The sequence below is a fragment of the Novosphingobium percolationis genome, assembly GCF_020179425.1.
GTDB lineage: Bacteria > Pseudomonadota > Alphaproteobacteria > Sphingomonadales > Sphingomonadaceae > Novosphingobium > Novosphingobium percolationis.
Genome location: NZ_JAILYM010000005.1, coordinates 185,735 through 203,278, shown reverse-complemented (window position 1 = coordinate 203,278; position 17,544 = coordinate 185,735). Strand labels below are relative to the sequence as shown.

Below are 17,544 nucleotides of genomic sequence, written 5' to 3'. Positions count from 1 at the left end.
ACGTGGAACAGTGGAGCGTTTGACGGGCCACTACGATCACCCCCTCCGCTGACCCGGAGGGGGTTTTTATTTGCCGATGCAGAAGCGGCCAAACAGGGCGTCGAGCATGTCTTCGGTGCCGGTGCGCCCGACCAGCGCATCGAGCGCGCGGCGTGCGAGGCGCAAGTGTTCGGCGGCGAGCAGCGGGTCGCCCTCGCCCGGGGCTCGCGCGAGCGCATCGGCGACCTGACCGAGCAATCCGTGCTGGCGCGCGTTGAGCGCGGCCTCGCCCGGCTTGGGCATGGCGGCCCGCGCGTGGGTGACGAGCGCGGCGCGAAGGGCGGCAAGGCCTTCGCCGGTGCGGGCGGAAAGGCGGTGATCGGGGGCCGCCTTGCGCGCAACGTCGGCGCGATCGGCCTGCGCGTCGATCTCCCACAGCGGCGTGGTGGAAGGCCCCTGCCCTTCCGGGCCGAGCCAGAGCACGAGGTCGGCCTGCGCCGCTTCGGCCAGTGCGCGTTCGATGCCGATGCGTTCGACATGACCTGCGCCTTCGTCGCGCAGGCCTGCAGTGTCGGCAAAGGTGAAGGGCACGCCATCAAGCGCGACGCTGCGCGTCAGCACGTCGCGCGTGGTGCCAGCCTCGGGCGCGGTGATCGCGGCTTCGGCTTCGACCAGCACGTTGAATAGCGTGGACTTGCCCGCATTGGGCGGCCCTGCCAGCACCACGCGGAAGCCTTCGCGCAAGGGTTCGGCGCGCGGGCGGGCAAGCCACTGCGCGATGTCGGCAGCGAGGCCTGCGCAGGCCGGGGCGAAGCCTGCGGGGAGCAGCGCGCCCCCTTCCCCCACATCGTCCTCGTCGCTGAAATCGAGCGCGGCTTCGAGACGGGCGGACAGGGCAAGAAGCCTTTCCCGCCAATCATTTACCGCACGCGAGAGCGCGCCCGAAGCCATGGCCTGCGCCGTACGGCGCTGCAGTTCGGTCTCGGCGGAGAGCAGGTCGGCGAGGCCTTCAGCTTCGGCAAGGTCCATGCGGCCGTTGGCGAAGGCGCGGCGGGTGAATTCGCCCGGTTCGGCACGGCGCAAACCGGCCAAGCGGGCGAGCGCGGCTTCGACTGCGGCGACGACCGCGCGGCCGCCGTGGAGGTGCAGCTCGGCGCTGTCCTCGCCCGTCGCGGTGGCGGGGCCGGGTAGCCAGAAGACGAGCGTGCGGTCGAGCAGGTCGCCGGATTCGGGATCGCGCAGCATGGCGAGGCTGGCGCGGCGCGGGGCAGGCAAGCGCCCGGCCAGTGCGCGCAGTGCCTCGCCCGCAGCGGGGCCGCTGATGCGCAGCACGGCGATGGCGGCAGGCGGCGCGCCCGAGGACAGCGCGAAGATGGTGTCGATGGCCATTTCGCGGCGGTCCTAGGCGCGCGGGGCGGAGTCCTCAATCCTTCTTCGGTGCCCCTGCCTTGAACCCGGCCATGGCGGCGCCTGCGCCCTGTTCCATGAACTGCTTGAACATGTTCATGCCGATTTCGCCCATCGGTGCGAGCTGCTTGGCATACGTGCCGAGCTGGTCGAGCGAGGTGACGCCCTTCATCGCGTTGGCGATGGCATCGACATAGACGTCGTTGGCGCGGGACACGTCGGGCAGGCCGAGGAAACGGCGGGCCTCTTCGGGGGTGCAGTCGACTTCGACGTTCACTTTCATGGCGCGCTTCCTCTCTGGTGCGAAGGGGGAACCTTCGCACATTTCAGGCCCTTGCAAGACTGTCACTTGCGCTTGGCAAAGTCCACCGGCGGGGCCAAGCTGGCCATCGACCAAGGCATGACGCAATCAGGATGAAGACCATGGGTGAGAAGACGACGATTCCCGGATTCCAGGGCGAAGGCGCAATTCCCGTCTATGTCGCGCGTCCCGAAGGACAGAGCGAGGCGGCGGTGATCGTGGTGCCCGAGATCTTCGGCGTCAACGAAGGCATCCGCCAGAAGTGCGACAACTGGGCCAAGCTCGGCTACGTCGCGCTGGCTCCCGATATCTTCTGGCGCTTTGCCCCCGGCGTGGAGCTGAGCCCCGATGTGCCCGAGCAGATGCAGGAGGCCTTCGGTTATTTCCAGCAGTACGATGCCAACGATGGCGTCAAGGACATCGAGGCCGCGATCCGCTGGCTGCGGCACGAACAGGCGGTGGACAAGGTGGGCCTCGTCGGGTTCTGCCTGGGCGGCCGCCTCGCCTACATGGCGGCGACGCGCACCGATATCGACGCGTCGGTCGGCTATTACGGCGTGATGATCGACCAGATGCTCGACGAATCGCACGCCATCGCCAACCCGCTGATGCTGCACATCCCCACCGCCGACCACTTCGTCGGACCCGAGGCACAGAAGGCGATCCACGATGCGCTGGATGCCCACCCCAAGGTGACGCTGCACGACTACGCAGGGCTGGACCACGGCTTTGCCGCCGAACTGGGCAACCGTCGTGACGAAGCCGGGGCCGCGCTGGCCGACGGGCGCACGCTGGAATTCCTGGCGCAGCACCTGAAGTAAGCGGGTGCGGGAGGATTGCACCCTGCACCCTCCCCCGCTTGCGCAGGATCAATGGCGCGCGCGGGGGCACGCGCAATAAGGGCGGAAAGACCGCATAGGGAGATGAAACACATGAAACTCGGACTCGGTGCGTGGCACCGTTACATGCAGAGCGGGGATCCGGCGCTGCTGGAAGAGCTGATCCACCCCGATGCGGTGTTCCATTCGCCGGTGGTGCACACCCCGCAGGCGGGGCGCGAGATCGTGATGAAGTACCTGCTGGCGGCGGGCGAAGTGCTGGGCAACGAGAGCTTCGCCTATGTGCGCGAGATCGTCGACGGCGAGAACGTCGTGCTGGAGTTCGTCAACGAGCTGGACGGGATCAAGATCAACGGCATCGACATGATCCGCTTCGATCTGGAAGGCCGCATCATCGACTTCAAGGTGATGGTACGCCCGCTGAAGGCGATCAACAAGGTGTGGGAACAGATGGGCGCGCAGTTGCAGAAGATGTAACGCAAACCACTGATCTGAAATGAAAAAAAGGGGGCCAGATGGCCCCCTTTTCGGTTTGACGCTGCGGACGATCGCTTACTGGTTCATCGTCGCGAAGAAGTCTTCGTTGGTCTTGGAATCCTTCATCTTGTCGAGGAGGAATTCCATCGCATCGACCGTGCCCATCTGCATGAGGATGCGGCGCAGCACCCACATCTTGCTGAGCTGGTCGCGCGGCACGAGCAGCTCTTCCTTGCGGGTGCCGCTCTTGCCCACGTCGAGCGCGGGGAAGATGCGCTTGTCGGCGACCTTGCGGTCGAGCACGATTTCGCTGTTGCCGGTGCCCTTGAACTCTTCGAAGATCACTTCGTCCATGCGGCTGCCAGTGTCGATCAGCGCGGTGGCGATGATCGAGAGCGAGCCGCCTTCCTCGATGTTGCGGGCCGCACCGAAGAAGCGCTTGGGGCGCTGCAGGGCGTTGGCGTCGACACCGCCGGTCAGCACCTTGCCCGACGAGGGCACGACGGTGTTGTAGGCGCGGCCGAGGCGGGTGATCGAATCGAGCAGGATGACCACGTCGCGCTTGTGTTCGACGAGGCGCTTGGCCTTTTCGATGACCATTTCAGCGACCTGCACGTGGCGCGTGGCGGGTTCGTCGAAGGTGGAGGAGATGACCTCGCCCTTCACGCTGCGCTGCATGTCGGTGACTTCTTCCGGGCGTTCATCGACCAGCAGGACGATCAGGAACACTTCGGGGTGGTTGTCGGTGATGGCCTTGGCCATGTTCTGCAGCAGCACGGTCTTGCCGGTACGCGGCGGGGCGACGATCAGCGCGCGCTGGCCCTTGCCCTGCGGCGAGACCAGATCGATCACGCGGGCCGACTTGTCCTTGACCGTGGGGTCCAGCGTATCGAGCTTCAGGCGCTCGTCGGGATAGAGCGGGGTCAGGTTGTCGAAGTTGACGCGGTGGCGGACCGCTTCGGGATCGTCGAAGTTGACCTTGATCAGGCGGGTGATCGAGAAATAGCGCTCGCCGTCCTTGGGGGCGCGGACTTCGCCTTCGACCGTGTCGCCGGTGCGCAGGCCCCATTTGCGGACCTGGTTGGGCGAGACGTAGATGTCGTCGGGGCCGGCCAGATAGTTCGCCTCGGGGCTGCGCAGGAAGCCGAAGCCATCGGGCAGGACTTCGATGGTGCCGATGCCGAGGATTTCCTCGCCGTCTTCGGCCATCTCCTTGAGGATGGCGAACATCAGGTCCTGGCGGCGCAGGGTGCTGGCGCCTTCGACGCCCAGTTCCTCGGCCATTTCGACCAGTTCGGCCGGGGTCTTCTTCTTGAGTTCCTTGAGATGCATCTGTCTTGTTCCGCAAAGGAAGGGGGCCGAACCGGCAAGGTCGTGGGGCTTGGAGAAAGCGGACCTGAAAGTGGCGCGCGAAACGCACCGGCGCCGGAAAGCGGGCACGGCATAAGCCGCGGGTAAGGCAAGGTCAATCGGTCATGCGCTGGCCGGATGGAGGGAACCGCGCGAGGGGGCGCGGCGTTGTTTCAACGCGCCCAGGGCGTGTTGCCCTTCGCGCTTCAGACGGAGAGGGATGCCATGACCGTTCACCTGCCGCCGCGCGCGAATGCGTTTCCGAAGGCCGAGGCCGCGCCCGTGCCGGGCAATGCCTGGGGATCGCAGTGGAAGCACTTGCCGCGTGCCCCCCGCGTGCTGGTGCGCCATGCAATCGATGGATTGCGGGCGATGCGGTTGGGGTGAGCCACCGCCGCCAATCCCCTCCGTGCAAGAGGAGGGGGTTGTGGTTCATCAGCTGAACGGCTTGAGGATCACCAGGATGACGATGACCGCGGCGGTGACTCCGGGGACTTCGTTGAGCATCCGCAGGCGACGCCCCGTGAGGCGCGCTTCCCCCCTTGCGAGCGACTGCGCGTAGCCTGCCAGCCAGAAGTGGTAGGCCGTCAGGATCAGCACGAAGCCGAGCTTAGCGTGGAACCATGGCTGCTGGAACGCGCCGATCACCATGGCGAGCGCAAGGCCCAGCACCCAGACCATCGTCAGCGCGGGCCACAGGATGATCTTGAGCAGCTTGCGCTCGCGGTCGGTCCATGTGGCGTGCATCGGGCCGGTGAGGCCATCCTCCTGGTGATAGACGAAGTAGCGCGGGAGCATGAACAGCCCCGCCATCCAGAAGATCACGAAAATGACGTGGCCGGCCTTGAGCCAGAGATAGAGCATCGACAGCACCTGCATGATGGACCCGTCCGGTTGATGTTCCGCTGGTCCCCTTCAAGTGGTGGCTTTCGGGGCTTGGGCAAGACTTGGCAAGGGCCCTCTTGGGAATTGCGCGTCTCCGCCCGCGCTCGCCGGCGGGAGGGGAGTCAGCTGGCGCTGCCCATGCGCAGGGCCAGTGCTTCGACTTCGGCCTGGGTGAAGCGCAGGCCCAGCTTGCTGCGGCGCCACAGGACGTCCTGCGCGGTCATCGCCCATTCGCGGGTCATGAGGTGATCGAGTTCGGCTTCGGTAAGGCCGTGGCCAAGGTCGCGGCCCATGTCGCCGCGCGCGAAGCGCAGGGCATCGGTGCCGTAGGCACGGGCAAGGCGGTGGATCGTTCCGCGCGGCAGGTTGCGGGCGATCGCGGCGATTTCCTGCTCCACGGGCAACAGGTTGTCGGCCTCGTCCAGCCCGTCGGGTTCGAAATCGCCGCCGGGCAAGGGCGCGGTGGCGGTCCAGCCCGCGTCGGCTTCGATGCCGAGGCGTTCGAGCGCGGCTTCGGCAAGCGTGCGGTGGGTGGTGATCTTGCCGCCCAGCACCGAGAGCAACGGCGCGGAATGGGCATCTGCGCCCCGATCGAGCGCGAAGTGGTAGCCGCGCGTGGCCGCCTCGGGCTTGCCGCTGCCGTCGTCGGCCAGCAGGCGCACCCCGGCATAGGACCAGACCACGTCGGCCGGCGTGGGCGGGTGGCGGAAATAACGCGCGGCGGCGTCGCACAGATATTCGATCTCCGCGGCGCTGGCGCGGGGCGGGTCGGCATCGGCGCCTTCTTCGGAATCGGTGGTGCCGATCAGGGTGAAGCGGTGTTCGTAGGGGATGGCAAAGCAGATCCGGCCATCGGGCAGTTGCAGGAACGACGCGCGCGGATCGTCATGCAGGCGCGGCACGACGATGTGCGAGCCGCGCACGCGGCGCAGCAGCGGCGGCTTGGTTTCGTGCGCGCGGTCCATCACGGCACCAACCTGCGGCCCGGCGGCATTGACCACCATCGCGGCGCGGAAGGGTTCACCGCCGTTGGGACCGCTCGTTTCGATCCGCCAGCCGCTACCTTCGCGCGCCAGACGGGTGACATCGCAGCGGGTGATCACTTCGGCGCCGCGATCGGCGGCATCGCGCGCGAGCAGGACGACGAGGCGGGCATCGTCGACCCAGCAATCGGAATATTCGAAGCCTTGGCGGATGCGTTCGCGAAAGGCCATCTCGCCAGCCAGATCGACGCGCGCGGTGGCGGGCAAAGCCTCGCGCCCGCCCATGTGGTCGTAGAGCCAGAGGCCTGCACGCAGCATCCACGCCGGGCGGCCTTCGCGCACCAGCGGCAGGACGAAGCGCATCGGCCAGATGATGTGCGGGGCGATGCGCCAGAGCACTTCGCGTTCGTGCAGCGCCTCGCGCACCAAGGAAAATTCGCGGTGTTCGAGATAGCGCAGGCCGCCATGGATCAGCTTGGTCGAAGCCGAGGAGGTGCCCTGCGCCAGATCGCCGCGTTCGAGCAGGAGCACCGAAAGCCCGCGCCCGGCGGCATCGCGCGCGATGGCCGCGCCATTGACCCCGCCTCCGATCACGGCAAGGTCGTAGAGGAAGGGCGGCTCCATGCACGCATCCTGCGCTGCAATCGGCGTCCATGCAATATTGCTTCGGGGGCAGAGCATCCCCATACCCACAGGCATGGCCACTGCAGATTTCTCTCTCGACGACAGTTCCACGTGGAACACCGGGCTTGCCGTCGAGCTCGAACCGCTCGTGCGGCGCGTGCTCGCGCCCAACCCCTCGCCCTATACCTTCACCGGCACGCAGACCTATCTCGTGGGGCGCGGGCGCGAGATCGCGGTGATCGATCCGGGTCCGCAAGGAACGGGCGCGGCGGGCCATGCCGATACCAATGGCGAAGGCCATGTCGAGGCGATCATCAAGGCGGCGGGAGACGCGCGGATCGTGGCGATCCTGTGCACGCACACCCACCGCGACCACAGCCCGGCCGCCCTGCCCTTGGCAGCGGCGACCGGCGCGGCGATCATCGGGTGCGCGCCATTGGTGCTGGCCGACGACGGCCCGCGCGCCGATGCCGCGTTCGATCCGACCTACAAGCCCGACCGCGTCCTGGTCGATGGCGAGCGGCTGGCGGGCGATGGCTGGACGATCGAGGCGGTGGCGACGCCGGGGCATACCAGCAACCACTTGTGCTACAGCGTGGTGGAAACAGGCGCGCTGTTCACCGGTGATCACGTGATGGGCTGGTCGACCAGCGTGGTCTCCCCGCCGGATGGCGACATGGGGGCCTACATGGCCTCGCTGCAGAAGCTGCAGGAGCGCGAGGACAAGGTCTATTACCCCGCGCACGGGCCGCAGATCGACAATCCGCGCCAGTTCGTGCGCGGGATGATGGGGCACCGGCGGCAGCGCGAGCGACAGATCGTCAAACTGCTGGAAGAGGCGCCGCATGAAATTCCGGCGATGGTGGCCGCGATGTACAAGGGGCTGGACCCACGCCTGACCGGCGCGGCGGGCCGGTCGGTGCTGGCGCACCTGGTCGATCTGGAACGACAGGGACGTGCGGCGGTTACGGGAGAGACATGGAGCCTGACCTGACCCCTTCCCGCCCCGCCCCGGCTTCGGTCGCGCGCGTTTCGGCGCTGCCCTGGCTGCTGTTCGTGGGGGCGGTGGCGATTGCCGTGTTCCTTGGCTGGAAGCTGTGGAAGCCCGAGGACATCGGCGATCCGCTCGCCACCAGCCTCGTCGCGTTCGAGAAGCAGAACACGCTGACGGTGTTCAGCGCGCAGCTCGCCCCGGTGGTGTCGAGTGACGATGCGCGGCTGTTCGGGCTGGTCAAATCGAAGCAGGTCGCGGTGATCCCGGCGCGGGTGGATTATACGCTGGATCTGTCCGGCGTGGGGCGCGACCGGATGCGGTGGAACGCGCAAGGCAAGACTCTCGCCGTGCGCCTGCCGCCGCTGGTGGTCAGCCGCCCCAATCTCGACGAAGCGCGCGCACAGTACTTGCGCGAAGGGGTGTGGATCGGGCGCGAGGCGCAGGACAAGCTGACGCGCGACAATACCCGCCTGGCGGAGCGGCTGGCGGTGGAGCAGGCAGGCAATCCGGTGCTGATGAACCTCGCGCGCGGGGCAGCCAGGGATGCGATCCGCCAGAACCTGGCCATCCCGCTGCAAGTCGCGGGCTATGGCGAAGTCAAGATTGTGGTATCTTTCGACGGAGAGCCGACTCCGATGTGACGGGCGCCATGGGAAGCCGGACAGTCAACGCGTAAAGACCCGCGCGGGACTGCTGGGGAGACAGACCAATGGCGACTGCCGCACCGTTACCACCGTTCGATTCATCGCGTCCTGCTGCGCGCGAGCGCGATTTCCATGTTCGCATGGCCACGGGCCTTGGCCTTTTCGTGATCTTTGCCTTCGGGCAATTCGCCCTGCGCGGGCTGAGCCACCCGGCGACTGCGCCGTGGTGGGTCCATGCCCATGGCCTGCTGATGCTGGGCTGGATGGGCCTGTTCGTGGTGCAGACGCGGCTGGGGCGGTCGCGCTCGATGGAGCTGCACCGCACGCTGGGCTGGGCCGCCTGCGCGCTTGTCGCCGCCATCGCGGTGGCGGCGGTGAATGCCGCTTACATGGCCGTGGCGATGGGCCGCGTGCCGCCGTTCTTCACCAACCCCTATTTCGTCGCGCTGACGTGGATGGATATTGCGGGCTTCGTTGCGGTGTTCGTGGCCGCCGTGCTGGCGCGCGGCAATGCGCCCTGGCATCGGCGGTTGATGCTCGCTTCGGTGGTGCTGGTGACCGAACCCGCGTTCGGGCGGCTGGTGCCCCTCCCCCTGCTGGGCGCGGCGGGGCCGTGGGTGGAACGCGCATTCCAGATCGCGGTCTTCGCCTTCCCGCTGCGGCACGACCTGCGCACGATCGGGCGCGTCCATCCGGCCACGCTGGTCGGCCCGGCGGTGATCGTGGCGGAACAGGCCGCGATCCTGGCACTGGCCGCCTATGCTCCATTCGCGGTGCACGTCGAAGCTATTGCGGCGCGCTGATCGCGTCCCTAAGTCCCTTTCCGTCCGGGGCGGCCCCTTCACCGTCTTGCCCGTCCCGGCGGGGAACCTTCGATGACCGCGCAGCCGACCAATCTTTCAGGGCTAGACCTTCGCGCCGAGATCGACCGCCTGCGCAAGGAGCGCAACGCGGTGATCCTGGCGCACTACTACCAGCGCCCCGAGATTCAGGACCTCGCCGATTTCGTCGGCGACAGCCTCGAACTGTCGCGCAAGGCGGCGGCGACCGACGCTGACGTCATCGCGTTCTGCGGCGTGAAGTTCATGGCCGATACCGCCAAGATCCTCAGCCCGGACAAGATCGTGGTGCTGCCCGACCTCGACGCCGGGTGCAGCCTCGAGGATTCGTGCCCGCCGGACAAGTTCAAGGCCTTCCGCGAGGCGCATCCCGATCACATTGCGCTGACCTACATCAACTGCTCGACCGAAGTGAAGGCGCTGTCCGACGTGATCGTGACGTCGTCGAGCGCCGAGACGATCCTGGCGCAGATCCCGCCCGAACAGAAGATCATCTTCGGCCCCGACCGGCACCTGGGCGGCTATCTGAACCGCAAGTTCGGCCGCGACATGCTGCTGTGGCCGGGCGTGTGCATCGTGCACGAGGCGTTTTCGGAGACCGAGCTGCTCAAGCTCAAGGCGCAGCACCCCGATGCGCCGATCGCTGCGCACCCCGAATGCCCGCCGCACATCGTCGACCACGCCGATTACGTCGGTTCGACCAGCGGCATCCTGCAATATGCCAAGACCATGACGGGCGACACGCTGATCGTGGCGACCGAGCCGCACATCATCCACCAGATGGAACTGGCGATGCCGGACAAGACCTTCATCGGCGCGCCGGGGGCGGACGGCAACTGCAACTGCAACATCTGCCCCTACATGGCGCTCAACACCATGGAGAAGCTGTACCTCGCCCTGCGCGACCTGCAGCCGCGGATCGAGATGGACGAGGAGCTGCGGCTGGCCGCGAAGAAGAGCCTCGACCGGATGCTCGACATGGCGAGCGGCACGGTGGGGCTGGGCGATCTGGGCGCGCGGCCTTTCGGGGCCTGAGGCTCCGCCTTGCGGCAAAAAAAGGGGGCGGTTCCTGCCGGAGCCGCCCCCTTCCCTTTTCTGCGCCGGGATCAGATGAACAGCACGTCGCTTTGCAGCACGGTGCCGGTGACGGTCACGTCGAAGTCGGCCACGCTGTCACCGTTGAGGTCGGCCATGAGGTGGCCGCCCGCAAAGCGCAGCTGGCCCGCCGCGCCGCTGAAGGCCGCAGCGCCGATCCACGTCAGGTCCGCGCCCGCGCCGTCGAGCGTGGTGCCGAGGTGGGTCAGGTCGATCTTGTCGGTGCCCGAGGCGAAGTCGGTGATCGTGTCGCCCTTTTCCACGATGTGGAACTGGAACACGTCGGCACCGCTGCCGCCGGTGAGCGTGTCCTTGCCCTCGAAGCCGTTGAGCACGTCGTCGCCTCCCATGCCTTTCAGCACGTTGGCGACCTGGTTGCCCCAGATCACGTCGCGCGCCGAGCCGCCGATCGCATTCTCGATCGTGGTGCCATAGGCGATCGACAGGTTCATGTATTCGGTGGCGCGCACGCCGGAAACGCCGGTGTCGAAGGCGATGGCGTCGGCATTGGCGGTCATGAAGCTGTTGGCGGCATTGTTGATGCCGGTCTGCGTGGCGTTGCCCGCCACCGTGCCGCCCGCGAGCGCGTTGAGCGCGGCGCGGTTGGCGTTGACCGTGGCGACGTCGGCCACGGCCTGCCCGACCGAGCTGAACGAGCCTGCGTGCAGGTCGATCTGCTGCGAAGCGGTGAAGCCCGACAAGTCGAGCGTATCCACCCCGCCCGCGTCGTAGATCGACAGGTACGGATAGGCGTTCTTGGAAAAATCGTAGACCACGTTCCCGGCATTGCTGTTGAAGCCGTAGGTGGTGTTCCCCGCGCGCGTGGTCGGATCGGCGCCGTACTTGGACTGGATGGTCAGGATATCGTGCAGCAGCGGGGTCTGCGCGTTGCCGTAGAACACCGTCGACCAGTCGATGATGTTCGCCCCGGTCTCGCTGGCGTCCCAGTAGGACATGATCGTGTACTGGGTGCTGTCCTGCGCATATTCGGCATAGTTGCCATAGCTCAGCGGCAGGGCGGGATCATAGTTGTAGTTGCCGGGGTGCGACAGGCCAAGGGTGTGGCCGAGTTCGTGGACCAGCGTGGTCTTGCCATAGCCGCCGAAGCCGAACCACGCGTTGGTCCAGTTGATCGAGGGATCGGCGACGAAGACGTCGGACTGGAACTTGTAGCCCTGCTGGCCGGGATAATAGGCATAGGCCTGCGCCGGATCCCAGGAATTGGCGAACTGGATGTCGGCGCCAGTGCCGTTCTTTTCCACGAAGGTCTGCTTGACCAGATCGTCCCACAGCTGGATCGAAGCGCGCGCTTCGGTGCGCTGCTGCGCGCTGAACGGCGAGAAGCCATAGCCCGCGGTGAACCCGAAGTTGGGGTTGTTGTACACGCCGGTCAGGTGCGAATTGTCAGTAAAGGAATACGTGATGACGCCATTGGGCGCCTTGAGCGTGGTGCCCGAATCGATGTGCGCCTTGACGCCATCGAGGCCGAGGATCGGCTTTCCTGCCCAGCTGTAGCCGGGATAATCATCGAGGTTGAAGGCACTGGGCGTCGCCACGGTCAGCGAGGCAAGGCCGATCTCGACCGGCGTGCCGAGCAGTTCGAAGGCATCGGCGTGGGCATTGGCCGACAGCAGACCGGCAGCTTTCAAGGTGTTGGTTGGCATTGGGGTCCCCCGGTTGGTTTGACCCGCGCGCCTTTGCGTGCCGCGCGGTCGGCCGCAGCGATGGTCGCCGGGCCTGCGGGGAGCAACATTCCCCGCAGCAACCGGAGACTCATTTCAACTGAAACCAATGCCTTGGTATAACCGGCGCGTTCAACTTGCCTACCGGGGTTTTATGTTAATAACTTATGAGTTTTGCTTCATTCGATCGGCAGGTCGAACAGCAGCTGGCGCACGTACTTCACCGGCGGCATCCCGTGGGCGAGCACGTTGTCGTTGTAGATCCGCAGGTCGAACTTTGCGCCGAAGTGGGCCTTGGCCTCTTCGCGCAAGCTCCGGTGTTCCTCGTAGCCGGTGAAGTAGCTGAGCAGCTGGACCGAGGAGAGGCTGGCGCGCACCCACTTGCCCGCCGCTTCGCGTTCCTGCTGGAAGGCGCCCTTCATCATCAGGTCCATCGCCTGATCCCGGGTCATGCCTTCGGTGTGGATGCCGATGTCGAGCAGGGTGTTGGTGACCGAGCGCAGCCGCATCTTGAGCACGGTGAGCTGGAACAGCGGGTCGCCGTTCAGGTAACCCTGCTCCTTCATCAGCCCTTCGGCATAGACCGCCCAGCCTTCGACAAAGGGACCGGAGCCGAGCACCGCGCGCAGCACGGAAGGGTCCTTGATGGCGTGATCGAGCTGGAGATAGTGGCCCGGCATCGCCTCGTGGATGGCGAGTTCGTGGACCATGTAGCGGTTGTATTCGGACAGGAACGAAGTCGCCTGCGCGTCGGTCCAGTCATCCGGAATGGGCGAGACGGCGAAGAAGTTGTCGCCGCCGCGTTCGAGCGGGCCGGGCGCATCGTCGTAGGCGACGGCATTGCCCTGCCGGAACTTGGGCATGGTGACGATCTTCACCGGGCCATCGGGCATGGCGACGAAGCCCTTTTCCTTCACGAAGGCGGTGGCCTGCGCCAGCGCATCGCGGCTCGCCTGCTCCAGCCCGTCGCGCGGCGGGCGCTGGGCATAGCTGAGCACCAACGCGGATTCGATTCCCGCCTGCTGCTGGTCGGCGGTGGGGGTATCGGGCAGGCCTTGGTCCTTGAGCACCTGCCGCGCGAGCGCGTACATTTCTGCGCGGATGTCGGCCTTGGCCTTTTCCGCCTTGGCCTTCAGCTCAGCGCGAGTCATGCGCGATTGCAGTTCGAACGCCATCTGGCGGTCGTAGAGCGCAGGGCCGAGGCGGAAATCGCCCTTGGCCTGCGGGACCAGCACGGTGTCGAGCCAGTGCTGCTGGTCGGCGACGGCCAGCTTCAAGGCGGCGAGCGCCTTGTCGAAGCGGACCTTGGCCGTTGCATCCAATTCGCCTGCGTGGGGGGCGAGCATGGTTTCGGCGACTTCGACGATCCCGGCGTTCTGCTTCGATACGGTCTGCGCGTAGATCGCGGGCACGCGCCCCGCGACGAGCTGGCGACGGCTTTCAGCGAGGTAGGCGGGCAGCGCCTCCATCCGCGCGGTGGCCGAGGCAAGCCGCTGCGGCCAGGGCGCGAAATCGCGCGCGGCGAGCGTGTAGAGCGCGTTGGCGGCTTCCTCGTTGTAGACTTGCGCGTTCCACGCCCAGCTTTGCAGCGTGTCCATGCGCCACAGACGGTATTCGAGATCGTTGATCAGCAGCAGGCGGTCGAGCTGGTTGTCGCGCGAAAGCTTCGCGGGGTCGGCGGCCTTCGCCTTGCCCAGCAGCGCGTGCCATTCGGCGGCGGCGGCGGCGCGACCCGTGGCGGTGATGTCGGAGAGGCGATCGTCGTTGCGGTGATCGCCAAGGGCCGTGGCGGTGACGGGTTCGAGGCGGACGAGCGTTTCGATGTACTGGTCGGCGAGCGCGCGGAAGGCGGTGTCGGCCGCGCCTTGGGCGAAGGCGGCGTGGGTCGGGTGGACCTGTGCCTGCGCCGGAGTTGCAAAGACGAGCGCCAACAGCGCAGCGGGCAGGACGGGCTTCATCGGCATCTCCGGCGGAAAACTGGTTGCACCTGCTACCAGCCTGCCCCCTGCCCGGCTAGCCTGCTTTCTTGGGCCCTTCCCCCAGCCTCGCCAGCACGAGCGCGGTGGCGACGAGCGCCATGCCGAAGCCGTCAAGCAGGCCCAGCGTCTCGCCGAACGCGAACCAGCCCGCCACGACCGAGATCGCGGGCTGCGTCAGCAGCGCAAGCCCGATCACAAGCGGCGGGAAATGGCGCAGGGCATAGACCAGCAGCCCCTGCCCCACGATCTGGCTGCCGAGCATGAGCACGATCAGCGGCCCCCAGTGGTGCGGCCAGACCTGTTCGCCCAGCGCGAGCGCAATGCCGAGCAGGACGGGTGCGCCCGCGACGCTCGAATGAAACAGCAGCGCCCAACTGCCGAAGCTGGCGCGGGCGCGCTGGATCAGCAGGATGTAGAAGACGTAGAAGAGCCCGGCGAGGATGCAGAACAGGTCTCCCGCGAGCGTCTTGTGGTCGATTTCGAGCGAGCGGCCGAGCAGGATGGCAGAGCCCGCCAGCGCCGCCACGATCGCCAGCACTTCGGCCGCGCGGGGGCGGCGATGCGCGGCAATCATGCCCCAGGCCATCAGGATCAGGCTGCCCGAATTGCCGAACAGCGAGGCATTGCCCAGCCGCGTGCGCGCAATGCCGATGTGCCAGCTGGCCAGATCGAGCGCGAACAGCACGCCTGCCGCCGCCACCGCGATCCACGCCGCGCGGCCCATCCCGGTCAGCGGCTGGCGGTTGCGGTTGGCGAGCAGCGCCAGCAGCGGCAAGGCCAGCGCGAGCCGCCAGAAGCCCGAAGCGACCGGCCCGGTATCGGCCAGCCGCACCGACCAGGGCCCCAGCGCCAGCGCGACGTTTCCGGCGAGCAAGGCGGCGAAGTGGCGCGCGGTGGGGTGAGGAGGTTCGGCAGCCGCAGCGCGCGGGGTTGACATGAGGGACCGGTTTTCCGCTAGACAGGTTGCAAAAGGAAACGCAAGTTTCCCGCAAGCGTCCTGTCATTTCATCCTGCGAAGGTCTTGTCCATGCACGAATCCCTGTTCCAGCCGATCCAGCTCGGGGCGATTTCCGCGCCCAACCGCGTCCTGATGGCCCCCTGCACCCGCACCCGGGCGCAGGACGACTATGTGCCGAGCGAAATGATGGCGACGTACTATGCGCAGCGCGCTGATGCCGGCCTGATCATCAGCGAGGCGACCGGGATCAGCCAGGAGGGCCTCGGCACCGCGCGCGCGCCGGGCATCTGGAACGCGGCGCAAGTGGAAGGCTGGAAGCCGATCACCGAGGCGGTGCACAAGGCGGGCGGGCGCATCGTCTGCCAGCTGTGGCACATGGGCCGCGTGGTGCACCCGTGGTTCATCGGCGGCCAGCCGCCGGTCTCGGCCTCGGCCACGCGGCTGGAAGAGGGCATGGCGCATACCCCCGCAGGCCGCTTCCCCTATGAGACCGCGCGGCCCTTGCGCATCGACGAGATGGCGCGCGTGGTCGAGGACTATGCGCTCGCCACCCGCAACGCGCGCGCAGCGGGCTTCGATGGCGTGCAGCTGCACGCCGCCAATGGCTACCTGATCGACCAGTTCCTGCGTTCGAGCACCAACCACCGCGACGACGATTACGGCGGCCCTGCCGAAAACCGCGTGCGGCTGCTGCGCGAGGTGCTGGAAGGCATCGTTTCGGCGTGGGATGCAGCCCATGTGTCGGTGCGCCTTTCGCCCAACGGCGACAGCCAGGGCGCGGACGATCCCGATCCGGCGACCCTGTTCGCGCACGCCGCGCAAGTGGTGCAGGATGCGGGCGCGGCGTTCCTCGAACTGCGCCAGCCGGGGCCGGACGGCACTTATGGGTCGACCACCGTGCCGCAGCAGGACGCGGTGATCCGCGCGATCTACAAGGGGCCGCTGGTGCTCAACAGCGACTACACGCCCGCGCAGGCCGATGCCGACGTTGCGTCGGGCCGGTGCGATGCGGTCAGCTGGGGGCGCCTGTACCTGTCCAACCCCGACCTTGCCACGCGCATCCACAAGGGCGCGGCGCTCACCCCGAACAGGGGGGCGCCGAAATCGTGGTACTATCCGAGCCCCGAAGGCTATATCGACTACCCGACGCTGGAGCAGGAAGCCGCGCAAGCGAGCGCCTGAGCCGCAACAAGGAGAGGACATCCGTGCGCATTCCCCGTTCCTGGCTTTTCGTTCCCGGCGACAGCGAGAAGAAGCTTGGCAAAGGCCCGGAGACGGGGGCGCACGCGCTGATAGTCGACCTTGAGGACGCGGTCGCGCCTTCGGCCAAGGCCGAGGCGCGCCGGGTGACGCGCGGCTGGCTCGATGCGCATCGCAAGCAGGTGACGCTGCGCAAGCAGGTCCACTGGGTGCGGATCAACGCGGTCGATACCGGGCTGTGGCGCGACGACCTGGCCGCCGTCATGCCCGGCGCGCCCGAAGGGATCATGCTGCCCAAGGCCGAAGGGCCCGACCAGGTGCGCATGATCGCCGCCGAGATCTACGAACTGGAACAGAAGAACGGCATTCCCAACGGGCAGACCAAGATCCTGCCGCTGGTGAGCGAGACCCCGCGCGCCGCGCTGACCATCGGCGCCTATGCCGATGCGCCGATGCCGCGCCTGGCGGGGCTGACGTGGGGGGCGGAAGACCTTGGCGCGGCGATCGGCGCAGGCCGCAAGCGCGACGAGAATGGCCTGTGGACCGACGCCTTCCGCTTCGTGCGGGCGCAGACGCTGCTGGCCGCTCACGCGGCGGGTGTCTGGGCGATCGACACGCTCCACGCCGATTTCCGCGATGAAGAAGGCCTGCGCCGGGTTGCGCTCGCCGCGCGTGGCGACGGGTTTGCCGGGATGCTGGCGATTCACCCGGCGCAAGTGCCGGTGATCAACGCCGCCTTCGCGCCGAGCGAGGCCGAACTGGCCGAAGCGCAGGCGATCATCGCGGCCTTTGCCGCCAATCCCGGCGCGGGGACGTTGCAGCTGGACGGGCGAATGATCGACCAGCCGCACCTCAAGCAGGCAAAGGCGCTGCTGGGCGCGGATTGAGCACCAAGCCTTCGTGCCGTCTTTTTCCAGCCGTTACCCCGGACCTGATCCGGGGTGACGGAATGGTGGTTTCCAGCCTCGTTCGGAACGATCGAACCGGCGTCAACCGGCGGGCGGCGCGGCGGGGGCCGGGGCTGCATCGGCGGCGGGTGCGGCTTCGTCGGCCGCGGCGCTGGCGTCAGCGGCGGGGGCCTTGTCCGCCTTGGCCGCGCTGCTGGGGCGCGCCGCCTGCATTGGCGGGGTGGCGGTCGAGGTGTCGAGATCGATCATCGCGTCGCTGACGGTGCCGGGCAGGACTTCGCCGCCCGCAGCCTTTGCACCCTTGTCGGCATCCTTCCTGCCACATCCGCCCAGCGCGAGGCCGAGCGCGAGCGGGGCGAGGAGGAGCAGGCGGGCGGACTTGGGCATCGGGACGATCCGA

At 67.3% G+C, this 17,544-nt stretch carries 18 protein-coding genes; 9 read left to right on the top strand and 9 right to left on the bottom strand.

The window, feature by feature from the left end; all coding sequences use genetic code 11:
• Positions 1-66: 66 nt before the first annotated feature.
• Positions 67-1,368: a tRNA uridine-5-carboxymethylaminomethyl(34) synthesis GTPase MnmE gene (gene mnmE / locus K3A84_RS14420; protein ID WP_225010048.1), complete on the bottom strand. Its 1,302-nt coding sequence runs from the start codon at positions 1,366-1,368 to the stop codon at positions 67-69.
• Positions 1,369-1,402: 34 nt separating this feature from the next.
• A complete protein-coding gene (locus K3A84_RS14415; RefSeq protein ID WP_225010047.1) occupies positions 1,403-1,669 on the bottom strand; it encodes a DUF6489 family protein in 267 nt (88 codons plus the stop codon).
• A gap of 140 nt (positions 1,670-1,809) precedes the next feature.
• On the opposite strand from K3A84_RS14415, the gene K3A84_RS14410 reads away from it, so the two are divergent.
• Both K3A84_RS14410 and K3A84_RS14405 read left to right on the top strand, forming a co-directional pair.
• On the top strand, positions 1,810-2,508 hold the full coding sequence (locus K3A84_RS14410; RefSeq protein WP_225010046.1) for a dienelactone hydrolase family protein: 699 nt from the start codon (positions 1,810-1,812) through the stop codon (positions 2,506-2,508).
• 111 nt (positions 2,509-2,619) lie between these two features.
• Positions 2,620-3,003, top strand: a complete 384-nt coding sequence (locus tag K3A84_RS14405; RefSeq protein ID WP_225010045.1) for a nuclear transport factor 2 family protein — start codon at positions 2,620-2,622, stop codon at positions 3,001-3,003.
• A gap of 75 nt (positions 3,004-3,078) precedes the next feature.
• Here the strand turns inward: K3A84_RS14405 and rho are convergent, their stop codons facing one another.
• A complete protein-coding gene (gene rho, locus K3A84_RS14400; RefSeq protein ID WP_225010044.1) occupies positions 3,079-4,335 on the bottom strand; it encodes a transcription termination factor Rho in 1,257 nt (418 codons plus the stop codon).
• Between the two features lie 243 nt (positions 4,336-4,578).
• On the opposite strand from rho, the gene K3A84_RS14395 reads away from it, so the two are divergent.
• The gene (locus K3A84_RS14395) at positions 4,579-4,740 is read left to right on the top strand and encodes a hypothetical protein (protein ID WP_225010043.1); all 162 of its coding nucleotides are present in this window, start codon (positions 4,579-4,581) and stop codon (positions 4,738-4,740) included.
• 48 nt (positions 4,741-4,788) lie between these two features.
• On the opposite strand, the gene K3A84_RS14390 is transcribed toward K3A84_RS14395, so the two are convergent.
• Together K3A84_RS14390 and K3A84_RS14385 are read right to left on the bottom strand one after the other, a co-directional pair.
• Positions 4,789-5,232 carry a CopD family protein gene (locus tag K3A84_RS14390; protein WP_225010042.1) on the bottom strand — a complete coding sequence of 148 codons (444 nt, stop codon included), beginning with the start codon at positions 5,230-5,232 and terminating at the stop codon, positions 4,789-4,791.
• 128 nt (positions 5,233-5,360) lie between these two features.
• Complete coding sequence (locus K3A84_RS14385) at positions 5,361-6,845, bottom strand: glycerol-3-phosphate dehydrogenase (protein WP_225010041.1); 1,485 nt, start codon at positions 6,843-6,845, stop codon at positions 5,361-5,363.
• Positions 6,846-6,918: 73 nt separating this feature from the next.
• Between K3A84_RS14385 and K3A84_RS14380 the strand changes: the two genes are divergently transcribed.
• The 4 genes from K3A84_RS14380 to nadA all read left to right on the top strand — a co-directional run bounded on the left by K3A84_RS14380 (position 6,919) and on the right by nadA (position 10,357).
• Positions 6,919-7,839, top strand: a complete 921-nt coding sequence (locus K3A84_RS14380; RefSeq protein WP_225010040.1) for an MBL fold metallo-hydrolase — start codon at positions 6,919-6,921, stop codon at positions 7,837-7,839.
• Positions 7,824-8,480, top strand: a complete 657-nt coding sequence (locus K3A84_RS14375) for a DUF4230 domain-containing protein (RefSeq protein WP_225010039.1) — start codon at positions 7,824-7,826, stop codon at positions 8,478-8,480. Before K3A84_RS14380 ends, K3A84_RS14375 begins: the two co-directional genes overlap by 16 nt.
• Positions 8,481-8,548: 68 nt before the next feature.
• Positions 8,549-9,286: an adenylate cyclase gene (locus K3A84_RS14370; RefSeq protein WP_225010038.1), complete on the top strand. Its 738-nt coding sequence runs from the start codon at positions 8,549-8,551 to the stop codon at positions 9,284-9,286.
• Between the two features lie 72 nt (positions 9,287-9,358).
• Complete coding sequence (gene nadA, locus K3A84_RS14365) at positions 9,359-10,357, top strand: quinolinate synthase NadA (protein ID WP_225010037.1); 999 nt, start codon at positions 9,359-9,361, stop codon at positions 10,355-10,357.
• 71 nt (positions 10,358-10,428) lie between these two features.
• Here nadA and K3A84_RS20410 read toward each other — a convergent pair whose 3' ends face one another.
• The 3 genes from K3A84_RS20410 to K3A84_RS14345 form a co-directional block, all read right to left on the bottom strand.
• On the bottom strand, positions 10,429-12,081 hold the full coding sequence (locus tag K3A84_RS20410) for a M10 family metallopeptidase C-terminal domain-containing protein (protein ID WP_263626321.1): 1,653 nt from the start codon (positions 12,079-12,081) through the stop codon (positions 10,429-10,431).
• A gap of 197 nt (positions 12,082-12,278) precedes the next feature.
• On the bottom strand, positions 12,279-14,057 hold the full coding sequence (locus tag K3A84_RS14350) for a DUF885 domain-containing protein (RefSeq protein ID WP_225010036.1): 1,779 nt from the start codon (positions 14,055-14,057) through the stop codon (positions 12,279-12,281).
• A 55-nt stretch (positions 14,058-14,112) separates the two neighbouring features.
• Positions 14,113-15,015: a DMT family transporter gene (locus tag K3A84_RS14345; RefSeq protein ID WP_225010035.1), complete on the bottom strand. Its 903-nt coding sequence runs from the start codon at positions 15,013-15,015 to the stop codon at positions 14,113-14,115.
• Positions 15,016-15,105: 90 nt separating this feature from the next.
• On the opposite strand from K3A84_RS14345, the gene K3A84_RS14340 reads away from it, so the two are divergent.
• Both K3A84_RS14340 and K3A84_RS14335 read left to right on the top strand, forming a co-directional pair.
• The gene (locus tag K3A84_RS14340; protein WP_225010034.1) at positions 15,106-16,218 is read left to right on the top strand and encodes an alkene reductase; all 1,113 of its coding nucleotides are present in this window, start codon (positions 15,106-15,108) and stop codon (positions 16,216-16,218) included.
• Positions 16,219-16,241: 23 nt separating this feature from the next.
• Entirely contained in the window at positions 16,242-17,123 is an 882-nt protein-coding gene (locus K3A84_RS14335; RefSeq protein ID WP_225010033.1) for an HpcH/HpaI aldolase/citrate lyase family protein, read from the top strand.
• Between the two features lie 102 nt (positions 17,124-17,225).
• On the opposite strand, the gene K3A84_RS14330 is transcribed toward K3A84_RS14335, so the two are convergent.
• Positions 17,226-17,531, bottom strand: coding sequence for a hypothetical protein (locus K3A84_RS14330; protein WP_225010032.1), 306 nt, complete (start codon positions 17,529-17,531; stop codon positions 17,226-17,228).
• Positions 17,532-17,544: the final 13 nt, after the last annotated feature.

What these genes read in the sequence shown, in the direction of transcription:
- rho (WP_225010044.1), bottom strand. Translation starts at nt 4,335, where the DNA reads ATGCATCTCAAGGAACTCAAGAAGAAGACCCCGGCCGAACTGGTCGAA.
- K3A84_RS14390 (WP_225010042.1), bottom strand. Translation starts at nt 5,232, where the DNA reads ATGCAGGTGCTGTCGATGCTCTATCTCTGGCTCAAGGCCGGCCACGTC.
- K3A84_RS14375 (WP_225010039.1), top strand. Translation starts at nt 7,824, where the DNA reads ATGGAGCCTGACCTGACCCCTTCCCGCCCCGCCCCGGCTTCGGTCGCG.
- K3A84_RS14415 (WP_225010047.1), bottom strand. Translation starts at nt 1,669, where the DNA reads ATGAAAGTGAACGTCGAAGTCGACTGCACCCCCGAAGAGGCCCGCCGT.
- mnmE (WP_225010048.1), bottom strand. Translation starts at nt 1,368, where the DNA reads ATGGCCATCGACACCATCTTCGCGCTGTCCTCGGGCGCGCCGCCTGCC.
- K3A84_RS20410 (WP_263626321.1), bottom strand. Translation starts at nt 12,081, where the DNA reads ATGCCAACCAACACCTTGAAAGCTGCCGGTCTGCTGTCGGCCAATGCC.
- K3A84_RS14340 (WP_225010034.1), top strand. Translation starts at nt 15,106, where the DNA reads ATGCACGAATCCCTGTTCCAGCCGATCCAGCTCGGGGCGATTTCCGCG.
- K3A84_RS14380 (WP_225010040.1), top strand. Translation starts at nt 6,919, where the DNA reads ATGGCCACTGCAGATTTCTCTCTCGACGACAGTTCCACGTGGAACACC.
- K3A84_RS14405 (WP_225010045.1), top strand. Translation starts at nt 2,620, where the DNA reads ATGAAACTCGGACTCGGTGCGTGGCACCGTTACATGCAGAGCGGGGAT.
- nadA (WP_225010037.1), top strand. Translation starts at nt 9,359, where the DNA reads ATGACCGCGCAGCCGACCAATCTTTCAGGGCTAGACCTTCGCGCCGAG.
- K3A84_RS14385 (WP_225010041.1), bottom strand. Translation starts at nt 6,845, where the DNA reads ATGGAGCCGCCCTTCCTCTACGACCTTGCCGTGATCGGAGGCGGGGTC.
- K3A84_RS14350 (WP_225010036.1), bottom strand. Translation starts at nt 14,057, where the DNA reads ATGAAGCCCGTCCTGCCCGCTGCGCTGTTGGCGCTCGTCTTTGCAACT.
- K3A84_RS14345 (WP_225010035.1), bottom strand. Translation starts at nt 15,015, where the DNA reads ATGTCAACCCCGCGCGCTGCGGCTGCCGAACCTCCTCACCCCACCGCG.
- K3A84_RS14395 (WP_225010043.1), top strand. Translation starts at nt 4,579, where the DNA reads ATGACCGTTCACCTGCCGCCGCGCGCGAATGCGTTTCCGAAGGCCGAG.
- K3A84_RS14330 (WP_225010032.1), bottom strand. Translation starts at nt 17,531, where the DNA reads ATGCCCAAGTCCGCCCGCCTGCTCCTCCTCGCCCCGCTCGCGCTCGGC.
- K3A84_RS14370 (WP_225010038.1), top strand. Translation starts at nt 8,549, where the DNA reads ATGGCGACTGCCGCACCGTTACCACCGTTCGATTCATCGCGTCCTGCT.
- K3A84_RS14410 (WP_225010046.1), top strand. Translation starts at nt 1,810, where the DNA reads ATGGGTGAGAAGACGACGATTCCCGGATTCCAGGGCGAAGGCGCAATT.